The organism is Syntrophus buswellii, assembly GCF_046097065.1.
GTDB lineage: Bacteria > Desulfobacterota > Syntrophia > Syntrophales > Syntrophaceae > Syntrophus > Syntrophus buswellii.
The window spans coordinates 2,958,158-2,971,215 of sequence record NZ_CP175563.1; the positions used below are offsets into that span (position 1 = coordinate 2,958,158).

Annotated in this window: 11 protein-coding genes and 1 pseudogene; 6 read left to right on the top strand and 6 right to left on the bottom strand. The window is 55.9% G+C overall.

Annotation, left to right across the window (positions count from 1 at the left end):
• Positions 1–184: 184 nt before the first annotated feature.
• Together ACJ77P_RS13315 and ACJ77P_RS13320 are read left to right on the top strand one after the other, a co-directional pair.
• Positions 185–1,387 carry a deoxyguanosinetriphosphate triphosphohydrolase gene (locus tag ACJ77P_RS13315; protein WP_408998515.1) on the top strand — a complete coding sequence of 401 codons (1,203 nt, stop codon included), beginning with the start codon at positions 185–187 and terminating at the stop codon, positions 1,385–1,387.
• 2 nt (positions 1,388–1,389) lie between these two features.
• Entirely contained in the window at positions 1,390–1,737 is a 348-nt protein-coding gene (locus ACJ77P_RS13320; RefSeq protein WP_408998516.1) for a cupin domain-containing protein, read from the top strand.
• Here the strand turns inward: ACJ77P_RS13320 and ACJ77P_RS13325 are convergent.
• Positions 1,718–2,689 (bottom strand): Tim44 domain-containing protein, encoded by a 972-nt coding sequence (locus ACJ77P_RS13325; protein WP_408998517.1) that lies wholly within the window; start codon positions 2,687–2,689, stop codon positions 1,718–1,720. The two genes, ACJ77P_RS13320 and ACJ77P_RS13325, sit on opposite strands and share 20 nt — an antisense overlap.
• Positions 2,690–2,873: 184 nt before the next feature.
• Positions 2,874–4,382: pseudogene (gene malQ / locus ACJ77P_RS13330) on the bottom strand (4-alpha-glucanotransferase); the annotation flags it as partial.
• Between the two features lie 252 nt (positions 4,383–4,634).
• On the opposite strand from malQ, the gene ACJ77P_RS13335 reads away from it, so the two are divergent.
• Positions 4,635–5,810, top strand: a complete 1,176-nt coding sequence (locus tag ACJ77P_RS13335) for an aminotransferase class V-fold PLP-dependent enzyme (RefSeq protein WP_408998518.1) — start codon at positions 4,635–4,637, stop codon at positions 5,808–5,810.
• 18 nt (positions 5,811–5,828) lie between these two features.
• Entirely contained in the window at positions 5,829–6,464 is a 636-nt protein-coding gene (gene yedF, locus ACJ77P_RS13340) for a sulfurtransferase-like selenium metabolism protein YedF (protein WP_408998519.1), read from the top strand.
• 3 nt (positions 6,465–6,467) lie between these two features.
• Here yedF and ACJ77P_RS13345 read toward each other — a convergent pair whose 3' ends face one another.
• Positions 6,468–6,998: a cob(I)yrinic acid a,c-diamide adenosyltransferase gene (locus tag ACJ77P_RS13345; protein WP_408998520.1), complete on the bottom strand. Its 531-nt coding sequence runs from the start codon at positions 6,996–6,998 to the stop codon at positions 6,468–6,470.
• A gap of 397 nt (positions 6,999–7,395) precedes the next feature.
• Between ACJ77P_RS13345 and ACJ77P_RS13350 the strand changes: the two genes are divergently transcribed.
• Complete coding sequence (locus ACJ77P_RS13350; protein WP_408998521.1) at positions 7,396–9,333, top strand: hypothetical protein; 1,938 nt, start codon at positions 7,396–7,398, stop codon at positions 9,331–9,333.
• A gap of 209 nt (positions 9,334–9,542) precedes the next feature.
• Positions 9,543–10,055 carry a lipocalin family protein gene (locus ACJ77P_RS13355; protein ID WP_408999432.1) on the top strand — a complete coding sequence of 171 codons (513 nt, stop codon included), beginning with the start codon at positions 9,543–9,545 and terminating at the stop codon, positions 10,053–10,055.
• Positions 10,056–10,167: 112 nt separating this feature from the next.
• On the opposite strand, the gene ACJ77P_RS13360 is transcribed toward ACJ77P_RS13355, so the two are convergent.
• The 3 genes from ACJ77P_RS13360 to ACJ77P_RS13370 form a co-directional block, all read right to left on the bottom strand.
• Entirely contained in the window at positions 10,168–11,067 is a 900-nt protein-coding gene (locus ACJ77P_RS13360) for an HD domain-containing protein (protein ID WP_408998522.1), read from the bottom strand.
• Positions 11,068–11,320: 253 nt separating this feature from the next.
• Entirely contained in the window at positions 11,321–12,301 is a 981-nt protein-coding gene (moaA, locus tag ACJ77P_RS13365) for a GTP 3',8-cyclase MoaA (RefSeq protein WP_408998523.1), read from the bottom strand.
• Between the two features lie 436 nt (positions 12,302–12,737).
• Positions 12,738–13,049 (bottom strand): integrase core domain-containing protein, encoded by a 312-nt coding sequence (locus tag ACJ77P_RS13370; RefSeq protein WP_408999433.1) that lies wholly within the window; start codon positions 13,047–13,049, stop codon positions 12,738–12,740.
• Between the last annotated feature and the right edge of the window lie 9 nt (positions 13,050–13,058).

Sequence of the window (13,058 nt, forward strand, 5' to 3'; positions counted from 1 at the left end):
GACTCTAAATGCTTATTTCATACCAACGATGGATAGACGACCCACATCGATTTTGTTCCCCGGAATTTTCAAGGCGGCACCGATGACCCTTTCCGGGACAGAGCCTTTCCAAGGTATCGCTTGCAAAAGCGTCAGGCGGCGTATAAACTTTTCCTCAAGAAACGACAAAAGGTCACCCTATCGCATGACAGCACGGGAATTCATTGAAACGACAGAAGAAAAAAGGCTAGCCCCCTACGCCACAAAAAGCGCGTACAGCATTGGCCGAACGCTGCACGGCAACGAGCCCGACGACTATCGCACCTGTTTTCAGCGGGACAGGGACCGGATTCTTTACTCGAAGGTATTTAAGGATCTTCAGCACAAAACACAGGTTTTTCTGATCAACGAAGGAGATTTTTACCGGACGCGCCTGACCCACACGCTGGAAGTAGCCCAGCACGCCCGGACCTTCGCCCGGGCTCTGCGGCTCAATGAAGACCTCTGTGAAGCCATCGCCCTTGCCCACGATCTCGGCCATCCTCCCTTCGGCCATGCCGGCGAGGAAACCCTTAACGAGCTTCTTAAGGACGACGGGGGGTTCGAACACAATCTCCAGAGTCTGCGGGTCGTGGATTTTCTGGAAAAGCGTTATCAGCGTTACGACGGCCTGAACCTCTGCTTCGAAACCCGCGAGGGAATCGCCCGTCATAACACAACTCACGATCACCCCGACGCCCCTCCGGAATTTCACCGCTTCCCCAAATCATCCCTGGAAACACAGGTCGTCAATATCGCCGATCCCCTGGCCTACTGCGCCCACGACCTCGAAGACGCCCTCAATGCCGGCTATCTGCGCCTCAAAGATCTGCGCAACATGGAAAACCCCCTGGTGAGGCGCGTTTTTGAACGCTGCCGTTCAAGATACCCGGATATTCTCCAAGCCGATACCATCCTCCAGTCCCGGATCCTGGTCCGCACCCTGATCGAGGAGGCCAACATTGCCGTCATTCGACAGACTTCTCGAAATATCGAGCAGCACGGGATTTCATCCGTCGAAGAGGCCAGAAATTTCCCGGAAGATATTGTGGCCGCCCCTGCCGGAGTCTGGGAAAACTTTGACGCCCTCAAGAGCTATCTCTTTGAAAATGTCTATCGGAAACCGCAGGTGTGCATCATGAATGAAAAGGGCAAACTCATCATCCGGCGGATTTTCCGCCACCTGGAACGATGCCCGGAAATGCTGCCCCGGACGTTCAAAATCCGCTTTGACGAGGCGCCGGACTCCTCGGGAAAACGGAGGATCCTGGCGGATTACATCTCGGGCATGACGGATCGCTATGTCATGGACCTGTACATGATGATGTTTGAGCCTTATGAAAAGGTCATGTTTGAATTTCGGGAATGACGATGAGCAGGGTGGTGTTGAATCTTTTTGAAGGGGTCCCCGACAGCCTCGCGGAAGAGCAATTCACAAGTCTGCTGAACATGCCCGGCGTGAGGATAGAGCGGATCATTTCCCGGGGACAGGCCTGTCCCCCCGGGTTCCAGTATGATTCGGAGGAGCAGGAATGGGTCCTGCTCCTCCGGGGCAAAGCCTGTCTGAGCTTTTCGGGACCGGACGACCTCGTAACCCTGAAACCGGGCGATTCGCTCCTGATCCCGGCGCATACCCGGCACCGGGTGGAGTGGACCGACCCGGAGCAGGAGACGATCTGGCTGGCCGTCTTTTTTCCGGCTAGCTTTCCTGCTGAATAGCGGAAAGCCGCCAGGGGTTGTTGCCCGACGGCCGGGCAAATGTCCAGAACTCCACAAATTTCACAGGGTCCTTCCTGCTCCCGGCCAGAACCTCGCCGGAGATCTCGTCCACCGTGTAATCCAGCAGGTTTGCATAAAATCTGACCGTGATGAAATCTCTGCCGCCCTCCTGCCAGGATTCCGTAATCTCCACGGAACGGACCGCGATGTTGTCGAGCTTGTTGATCCTGTGCTTCGCCCGAAGCTCATCAGCGTCCTGCTGAATCGTTTTGTACATGTCATCGGTCAGCAAGTTCCGGACACCGGACATATCCCGGTTTGCCCAGGCACCCTGGATCGAAAAAAAATTATCCAGAACGGAATCCTTGAAGCGCTTCTCATCGAAGGAATGATCTTCCCGCCGAATGGCGCTCAGTCCGTCACCGGCTTCGTAACCGGCCGGGGGAATGTCCCGGATCGGCGGGGCATAGGAGTCCGTATTGAAGGCATCCCTGTTGTCCGGGCTGCCGTAGGCCATCGGGGCATTCATGGCGGTCGCCGCCTGCCGCCGCCTCTTGATAAACCAGTAGATCCCGTAGAGAATCGCCCCCAGCAGCAGAATATCCATCAGGCCGATCCCGCCGCCAAAACCGCCTGCGCCATGGCCGAAACCGAGACTGCTGAAAAGCAGCGCCCCGGCCATTCCGCCAAGAAGGCCGCCGGCCATGCTTCTCATGAAGCCTCCCGGCTGCGACTGCGGGGCCGCAGAGGGAGACTGACGGGAAGGCGTGTTGTAAGAGCGGGACGGAGAGCTTGGAGAACTAGGAGAACTGCTGAAGGAGCGGGACCCCCGGCTGCCGAAAGACCGTCCTCCACCGACGCGCGCCTCGGCAACCGACGACAGAAGATAAAACAACGCAAAAAACAGGGCACAAGCGATCAGCCCCATTTTACCCTTACTGCAAACGTTCATATGACCCCTCCTTGTTGTTTTCAATTGGAAATCTTTCTCAGGATGTATTGCATATTATGTACTCATGGGCCTTGTCAATGTCTTTTCATGGCGGGACGCCTCTCGAGCAGCTGCAGCCGACGCTTGACCGCCCGCCTTGACCCTTCGATCCGACCGGTGTCTCAGGTCATCACGGGGTCTTCCTTCAAAGACGCCCATAGATCTCCGTCAGTTCACGAAGCCGCTCCACAGTGGGCGGACCGAGGTCTTCCGGCTGAAAACGCCACCGCCAGTTCCCATGAACCGTGCCCGGACGGTTCATTCGTGCGGTTTCGTCAAGCCCGAGGACATCCTGGAGGGGAAAAACCGCCAGTCTTGCCGCGCTCATCATGGCCAGCCGGATCAAATCCCAGGGCACCCTCGAGGCGGAGGTGCGACTCCCCAGATAGCGGTAAAGCCGCTTCCTGTCCTGACGCGTCGCTTCCCGGCAGAACCAGCCCCGAACCGTGTTGAGATCATGCGTTCCCGTATAGACAACGGTATGTTCAGCAATGTTGTGGGGCGCACAGGGGTGATCGGGCAGCGAATCGCCAAAGGCGAACAGCAGGGGGCGCATTCCCGGAATATCGTAGCGATCCATGATTTTCCAAACCTCTGCGGATTCCGCCCCCAGGTCCTCGGCAATGATCGGCAGACAGGGGAAGTCGGAATAGAGCTGCCGGAAAAAATCATCGGCCGGCGCTTTCTTCCACTGGCCGCTTTCCGCCGTTACGGCACCGGCCGGCACCTCCCAATAGGCGACAAATCCCCGGAAATGATCGATTCTCAGCCAATCATAATTCCGGAACGCCTGGCGAAAACGCTCCTTCCACCAGCAATAGCCGCTTTCTTTCAAGACATCCCATCGGTAAACGGGATTCCCCCAGAGCTGTCCCGTTTTGCAGAAGAGATCGGGGGGTACGCCGCCCACCGCCAGAGGCTTTTTGTCCTTCCCGAGAAAAAAGAGTTCCGGATTTGCCCAGACATCGGCGCTGTCATAAGCCATGTAGATGGGAAGATCGCCGATGACTTGAAGTCCTTTCTGACGGCAGTACTCCCTGAGGGAAGACCACTGCCGGTCAAAGATATATTGAACAAATTTTTCCCTGGCCAGGGGAAGGGCCAACTTCCGGCGCATCCTGGAGAGCGCCGCCGGTTTTCGATCCCGAAGTTCCGGCGGCCACATCGCCCAGGTCCCGGAGGGGAATTCCCCTTTCAGCGCAGCAAAAAGGGCATAATCTTCGAGCCAGGAGGCCTGCTGTTCCGTGAAGTCGATCCAGCTTCCGCGCCACGGCCGCCCCCTGCCCCGAAAGCGCTCAAAGGCCAGTGACAGGAGCTTTTCTTTGCAGGCTGCCGCCCTGCCGTAATCGACAACGTTTCCGGGAAAAGCCGGCATCTCCTCAAGCTCCACCCGGTTCAGCAGACCTTCACGGCAGAGGAGCTCCGGGCTGATCAGCAGAGGATTTCCGGCAAAGGCGGAAAAGCTGCTGTAAGGGGAATGGCCGTAACTGCCTAGCGTGGGCGATAGGGGAAGAATCTCCCAGAATCTCTGGCCGGCATCGGCCAGAAAATCGACAAAGCGGCAGGCTCCAGGCCCGAGATCGCCAATGCCGCAGGGCGAAGGCAAAGACGTCACATGCAGCAGAATGCCGCTCCCCCTTGCATTCATCATATCGGTCCTCTCCTTCGTCGGCTTTCGATTCGGTCCTCTTTATCTAAGAGCTTTTCCCCTCTTCGTCAATACCCAACTCCCCCTGTACTTTCCCGAATGGAATGTAAAGGGGGCTTCCATAACAAATCGTCATTTGACTTCTGCAATCAGGTTCCCTATCGTATCGGCCGTTTCCAGGAGCAGACATTTTCAATGCGGTGAAACGATTCAAACCGCCCGGCCCGGCAAGGGTAGACGGTTTCGAGAAAGGTTCCGATGACCCCGCACAGCATCATCTATTTCGACAATGCCGCCACATCCTGGCCCAAACCGGCGGAAACCCTCAGGGCCATGGAGCACTACCTCCTCAATATCGGGGCGAATCCAGGCCGTTCGGGACACCGGCTCTCCCTGGACGCGGCACGGATCATCATGGATGCCAGGGCAGGCGTGGCAGAGCTTTTCGGCATTGAAGATGACCTGCAGGTGGTGTTTACAAAAAACGCCACGGAGGCGCTGAACCTGGCGATCCGGGGGCTGCTTTATCCAGGCGACCACGCCATCACATCCAGCATGGAACACAACTCGGTCATGAGGCCGCTGCGGACTCTCGAAAGGGAGGGAGTGGAACTGACCGTCCTTGCCTGCTCCCCTTCGGGCGAGCTGGACCCGGCGGACCTATCGCGGAGCATACGCCCCAACACCCGCGCCATTTATCTGACCTCTGCCTCCAACGTCACCGGGACGCTCATGCCCTTGAAGGAAGTCGGAACGATTGCCCGCGAACACGGCTTGATCTTTTGCGTCGACGCCGCCCAGACAGCAGGATCCTATCCCGTCGATGTAGAGGATCTGGGCATTGACCTCCTCGCCTTTACGGGGCACAAATCCCTTTACGGCCCGCAGGGCACCGGCGGGCTCTATATCCGGAAGGGACTGGAAGAAAAGATCCGTCCGCTCATGGTGGGTGGAACGGGAAGCCGTTCCGAGTTCGAGGAACAGCCGGACTTTCTTCCCGACAAATTCGAGTCCGGCACGCCCAATGCCGTCGGCCTGGCCGGCCTGGAAGCGGGGGTCCGTTTCGTTCTGAATCGCGGCGTACCGCAGATCCGGGCAGAGGAAATCCGGCTGGCGGAACGTCTGCTCCATGGCCTGGAAGAGATGCCGGGAGTCACCGTTTATGGACCGGGTGATCCGTCCCGCCGGATTGCCGTCGTTTCCTTCACGATCCAGGGGCTCTCGCCAGCGGAAATCTCCCTCGCCCTGGATGAAGAGGAGAACATCATGTCCCGCCCCGGGCTCCAATGCGCACCGTCGGCCCATAAGACCATCGGAACCTTTCCCGTGGGAACCACCAGGTTCAGCCTCGGAGCCTTCAATACGGAGGACGAGGTGTCTGCCGCCCTTGAGGCCGTCGGCCGACTGGCAGCCCGGGTCCGGCGGAAAACCTGAAAAGGAGATGGATAGCCCATGCCGGAAATGATTGATGCGCGGGGACTGGCCTGCCCGCAGCCTGTCATCCTCGCCAAAAAGGCCCTGGAGCACTCCGCGGAACTGACCGTCCGGGTGGACAACATGGCCGCCGTGGAAAATGTGAAGCGCCTGGCGAAGTCCCAGGGCTGCCGGGTGACCGTGACGGACGAGCAGGACCGAACGTGGACTCTCACTCTGACCCGGGAGAGCGGCCTTGACGCCGCGCAGAAACATGCCGCCCCCAAGGACATCCCGGGCGGTGCGGCCCGGCAGGAGGCGGTCGGCACCGCCGTTTGCGCGCCCTCTGTCATTCTGATTCCTTCCGAGACCATGGGACAGGGCGATGACGAACTGGGCCGGCTCCTGATGCGGGGCTTTTTCCATACCCTGCAGGAGCTCGACACGCTTCCCGATAAAATCATCTTTTACAATTCCGGGGTCAAACTGACGGTAAACGGCTCCGATGTCCTAGAGGACATCAGAGAGCTGGCCCAAGCCGGCGTGGAAATGCTGGTCTGCGGCACCTGCTTGAACTTTTTCAGTCTCACCGACCGGCTCGCCGTGGGAACGATTTCCAACATGTACGAAATCGCCGACGTCCTGACCTCGGCGGGCCGCCTGATAAGGCCCTGAGCCTCAATACTCAACGCCTTTTTGTGCCGGTCGCCCCGACGCCAAGGCATGCTTGTGCGCCTCCATGACGGTAACCGTATCGGCCAGGGCCACAAACGACTCCGGGGCGTCCCGCCCTGTCAGGACAATGATCTGGCGGGGGCCGGCCTGCCGGAGAACCGCAATCACCCCTTCCTCCGACAGAAGCTTCAGGGCCACGGCGTTGCAGATTTCATCGAGGATGACCAGATCGATCAACCCCGACCGGATCACTTCTTCAGCCAGCTGAAGCCCCCGCTGCGCCGCCTCGCGGTGCTGGAAGAATGCGGGGCCGTCCTCGGGCAGGACAAAACCGAGCCCCGTCTGGATCAGCTCCACCCCGGGAAGATACCTTACGGCGGCCACTTCCCCTGTTTTTGAATCAGACTTGATGAACTGGACAATGCTCACCTTCATTCCGTGGCCGCTGGCCCGGATGGCCATCCCCAGGGCCGCCGTCGTTTTCCCTTTGCCGCTTCCCGTAAAAAGAAGAACCCTTGGCTTCTCGTCTTTCATCTCCTCTTCCCCCGATGCCCCTGGCAGAACCTTTCCCTCAAACCCGCCTCCTGTTCAGCAGGCCGCCTTGAATTCCGCTGGTTGCCCTCGCTGTCACTTTCCGTGAAATGACCATTTACCGCCGCACCCGTCCCGCACCATAAGGAATGATGCAGACCGCTTGAATATATGGTTGAAATCAATCTTTCAAGGAATTAATCTCTGCACCGGTGCCCGATGGCCATCAGGCATCAATCTTGATAATGAAAAAATCTCGGGGACCGGCTCCGCCATCGGGCTGTTTGCCAGTCGGGGCTGCCCCGCAGTCCCCCGTCGAATCGATCCGCGCCAACCGAGGCCGCCATCTCCTATGCGGCCCGGAAATTTCACCTGTTTGCCCCGGAGAACGGATATGCGCATGATGTCGTTTAGTCTCTTGAGAACATCCCTCTTCTGTTCGATAATCGGAACAATGGTCCTCTCCCTGTTCTGCTTTGCGGTGTTCGCTCAGCCACCGGCGGATATCGATCAGAGGGCAAGACAGCTTGAACAGCAGCTGGAAGGAACAACGGACCTGAATAAACTGATGGAGGCATACCGCGAAACCTTGCAGCTCATGGGCGGGGCGAACCGGGGAGCCGCTGGAATAACGGGTACGAGCACCATGCCCATCCGGCCGGCGGAATCGCCGGAGGAAGAGGTCTTGCGCCGTCGCGAGGTCATCAACAGCCAGTTCCTCCAGATGAAGAACAGGATGAGTCTTCTTCCTCCGGGCACAGAAAAGCCTCAGCTTCCCGAGGCTGTTGCCGTGGAAGGGTATCTCGTCGTCCATGGAGGAGAAAAAGAGCTCTTCTCCAATGAAGTGCGGACAGACCTGTTTTACACGATCAAAGAGCGATTTGTCGGCAACCTGATCGTCGGGCACACCTACGATCCGGCAAGAGGAAGGTTCGATGGGCAAAAGGCGTATGAGATTCAATCCCTGTCAACGAAGATCGATGTGTCGGGCATGGGCGGCAAAAAGTGTGTGCGCCGGGGGTCATACTCACCATCGTCCTGCACGGGCTGGACCCACTTCTCCGGCTATGAAATCTCCGGGGGCGAACGTTACCCGCAATTCCATTCCGGCGTAGTCAGTGCGGAAACGGAGGAAGATGGCCGGATCACCATCGTGGCCGAAGCGCCTGCGGCAATCTTCCTGGGAGATGATGGCCGGACGAATCTGAAAGCGGGATGCTCCCGTGCCTCATGGACGCTGAGCCAATCAGAATTTGAACAATGGCTTGAACAGGGTGAGCTTACTTTGCGCCGGGATATCGGCAGGCCGATGGGCCCCTCTCCCGGCTGCAGCCACGGTTCCACGATGACGCTGTATCTCAGGGTCCAGGGGGAGCCCGCCGAGGAGTGCCAGGAGATGAAATCCGTGGAGCTCCTCGTTATCAGCCCCAGGGACAAGGACAGGTATGCCTTCGGCGAACATTCCAACAGGCTGACCCTGGAGCTTGAGGCGAAAACAGTGCCGGCGCACTATGCAGATTTCATCGAATGGACGATCCCGGAAATAGAAGGATCCCGCCGCACCGTCGTTCCTGCCTCGACACTGCCGGCACCAAAGGGGCGAAAGTTCGCCGTGGTCTATGAAGGGCTGCCCGAAGACAACAACGAATTCGGCAGAAAGACCGTCAAGGCGACCCTGAAAGTGGATTCGTGCAGAAAAGAGGAGACGCGGGAAGTGCAGATCTTCTATCCCAGGGATGAAACCAACAATCCGGAGGGGAAGCACCCCAACTGGTTTTATTACTGGAAGCAGACCCCGGCGGCGAGACCCTTTGGACAGAATGTCCGAATCGGATATCACTGCACAGGAATTCCCCATGAAAAGTGCTCTTGCCGCCAGAGGGGGGTCATAGGCCAGTTCAATCCCTATTATTCCGGCTACAAAACCATCAACGTATGCAACCTGAAAACAAATACCTGGATTCCTAAAACATTCTATGCGGAGCTGCCGGCGGTCAAGCGCTCGAAACCTTCAACGCTTTCAGAAAGAAACTACTTCAGTTACACGCATATCGACACCTTCGCTGTCGCCGTTATGCATGAGTTTACCCATTTCAATCATTTCCACACCTTCTGGCCCGACGGATGGAAAGAACACCAGGATCTCGACGGGGATGATCTTCCCGACAGACTTGAGCCGGAAATGGGTTTTCATCCCGGGAAAAAGCAGACGCACTGGGCGGGGGTCGATCTCAGCGATGACGAGGAATTCCTCACATTGGAAGCCACCTACGATTACCGCACCGGGACCTTTGACAGGTACGACTGGGCAAAACCGGGCAAGAACTGGCCTGAGTGAATCAGACCTGGAACGCCCATTTCCGAAGGCGGAAGGCATAGGACATCGATCGTTACCCCAATCCGGCTTCAAAATGAAGGAGAAATCCGATGAAGAATCATATCCCCTCTCAGGGTCAACGCGAGACGAAGGAGCGGATCACCGTTCAAATCCACCTTGAATCCAGCCGTTCAATGCCCGGCCAGGCTCAAAAGGCCGCCGGGGGAGCGATGAAATTCTTGGCCCTGGTTTTGACCATCCTCCTGATGGGATGTGTCGGTATTCCCGAAAACGTGAAACCCGTTGAACACTTCCAGTTGGATCGGTACCTGGGGACCTGGTATGAAATTGCACGGCTGGATCATCCCTTTGAGCGGGGGTTGACCAGGGTAACGGCAGAGTACAGTCTGCGCCATGACGGAGGCGTCAGGGTATTAAACCGCGGGTACTCCGGGAGGGAACATTCCTGGAAAGAAGCCGTGGGGAGGGCTTATTTCGTTAAGAGATCGGATCAGGGCTACCTGAAAGTTTCATTCTTTGGTCCCTTTTACGGCTCCTATGTCATTTTTGATCTTGACCATGAGCATTACCGGTACGCCCTTGTAAGCGGCCCGGACAAATCGTACCTCTGGATTCTGGCCAGAACCCCGACGTTGAAGAAGGAGACCATAGAGGCCCTGATCGCCAAAGCCTCGTCTGTGGGGTTTGATACCGGAAAGCTCATTTTTGTCGATCACCATTGATCTCTTTTCGGACAGCGGGGGAAGGGAACGGTTGCTTCGGACTCCGCCGGAGTGGGGAGAGTCCCCCTTTTTCAGAAACAGATTGTGATGGGGGAACGTATGTGACCTGCGGCTAAACGGCCACATCGCCCTCTGGCCGCCGCGCCCTGAGCTTCGGGGTGCAAAATCGAATCTCATGCCGCGACTCACAATGCGGGCAGAAATGCTCCACATGGATCTCAAGGCATTTGACGCCTTTGACTTTCCAGAGACGGCGTTGAAGGTCAGCGCGGCACTCGCATTCGGACGGTGATACGACATCGAGGATGAGATGGTCGAAGGTGACCGCTTCGACGCTAAAGTTGAAAATGCCATCGTCTCGAAGCGATTTCAGCAGGTTCAGGATGAACTGATAGGTTTCCGGCGCCTTGCGGCTGGCCAGTTCATATCCAGCCGGGGTGGCCATACATGCCGGTGCGTGCCGTGCGTAGGTGAGTTCCGCCGTTAAACGATAAAGCGAGTCCGGGGATATGCCGTTTCCCTTGAGGCCTGACTTGACAAAATAGTTGGCGATCCCGAGGCTTCCAAGTTTGTCCAGATTGTCGGCATCAAACAGCACCCGCGTCAAGGCGGATGGATGCGCTTCGTCCCGGTACAGCTGCCCGAAGGCCCGGCTGATATCGTCCACAATCTGTTGATTCAAACCGTACCTTCCCGCATACTCGATCAGAAGTTCCACGGAGCGCTCCTCTTCCGGCCGATCACCTTGATGATACGTTCCGTCTGAGAATTTGCCGGCGTCGTGAAAGAGACCAGCGAGTCTGCAGACTGCGGGATCAAGCCCTTCACTTCGGCCGAGCTTTTCGGCTAAATGCGCCACCCGGACAAGATGATGCCACAGACTGCCCTCTCCCTGGCGTTTTCCACTGTATCCGGCCTCCTCTTTCCTGATATGATCCTTCAGGTCAGCCTCCAGCAATTGGATCTGGTCGTTTCTGCAAAGGCCTGGCTCCTTGAACGTTCCGCATCGCATGACTGTAATTAAAATTCCTTCCAATGAATGTGTCAATCGCACCAAACAGAACGGGTACAGTACTACATCTTTTTCCCGTTGCGGTAAAGTCAAAAATGAAACATTTCTTTAATCAAATCAAATGATTATATTACACATAGCACAACGGGGATTCACAGTTATCCGAAAGGAAGAAAAAAAGGAAGGATTCAGGAGGGAATCATTACAACGATGCGGATGTTTATCGGGCCGAATGATCCGGGGACGGCCGAGCTCAACCGCCTATCTGGCTCATTTTGCGCAGGTTGTCCTTTCCCCAGCCCTCATTCATGTGATGTTCGGATGGCTTGAGGGAAATGGCTTGAATGAATAGTTTTTTAAGGTCCTCATCATCGGATTTATGTTCCAGGGCCGCTTTTAAATCGATTTCCCGCTTGTCGTACAGACAGCCCCGCAGCTTTCCTTCGGCCGTGAGTCGCAAACGGTTGCATTCGGAACAGAATTTATGGCTCATGGGCGTAATGAAGCCAATCGTACCCCGACCACCTGCCAGCTTGAAATACACGGCCGGGCCGCTTCCCTTGCTGATTTTTGTCGGAGCCAGTTCGTATCTCCGGGCAATCTTCTCCCGAATCTCTTCGGAAGAAATCATGCGGTCCCTGTTCCAGAACAGAACATCTCCGATCGGCATGAATTCGATAAACCGGATATGCAGAGGAAAATCATAGGCCAGCTTCGCAAAATCCAGCAGCTCATCATCATTGAATCCCTTTATGACCACCGTATTGATTTTCACCGGCTCCAGGCCCAGATCCAGGGCTTTGAAAATCGCCTTTTTGACTTCTGTCCGATGATTGCGCCGTGTAATGAATTCAAATTTTTCCGCAACCATCGTATCCAGGCTGAAATTGGCCCGATCCAGGCCCGCGGCTTTCAGTTCTTCCGCCATACCGCAAAACAAAACTCCGTTGGTGGTAATGGCGATGTCGTCAATTTCCGGGATTTTGCGAATGCCGGCGATCAGCTGGGTAATGTGACTACGTATGAGCGGCTCGCCGCCGGTGAGCCTGATTTTGCGGATGCCTATCCCGGCCCCTACCTTGACCAATCTCACAATATCTTCCAAACTTAAAATTTTATCGTGTTCAAGTTTGGAAATGCCCTCTTCCGGCATGCAGTACCTGCAGCGCAAATTGCAGCGGTCGGTCACGGAAATGCGCAGGTAGTTAATCTTCCTATTGTAAGAATCCAACATGTTTACCACGTTCTTTGACCAACCCTTCTCTGTCGTATGTTTAAAGCACGGCAAAACTTGTGAGCCGACACGGCTGTTGACCTGTTGCTTATATAGCCAGAGCCATCTTCTATGTCAAGTTATGAATAACATAATTTATTGGGAAAGACGAAATAATTTCCATTGTTACTCCGGCGATTAAACATCTGAAGTTCGTTACGCAGCATAGGCTACTCTTGGGTGCTTGAAATAATTACGGACATGAGCAGGCCGTTTAACGAGAGTCCGCATAAATGAACGGGGCTTTTTTCAATATCTTCTTGGTTGCGAATCTGCTTCCCAGAATGAACTTTGTTTTTCAGGTTTCCGTCTAAGTATTCGTCCAGATTAAGTTCCGGTGAATAGGAGGGTATCCCTGTTCCGCCTCAGTCGGAAATGGACTTTTGACCCACTTGTTTTAACATACAAAGGCTGCTCCTGAAGGATTGATTTCAGAATAGGTCCTCTGTCGTTGATGTTTTCGCAGCTCTCTGGCTGCTTCCAGTTTTCCGTCTCGCTCTTTGAAGATTTCCATGTCTCTGCCTTCAAGTCTGTCCAAGGGGGAAACGTACCCGATGGCGCTGTGCAGCCTGGTCTCATTGTAATACGTGATGTACTTTTGGACCATTCTACGGGCATCGTCAAGGGATAGTGGCACCCCGGGGCGGATGCATTCTTCCTTGATGGTTCCGTGAAAGCGTTCCAGTTTGCCGTTGGACTGCGGAAGGATGCGCCATTT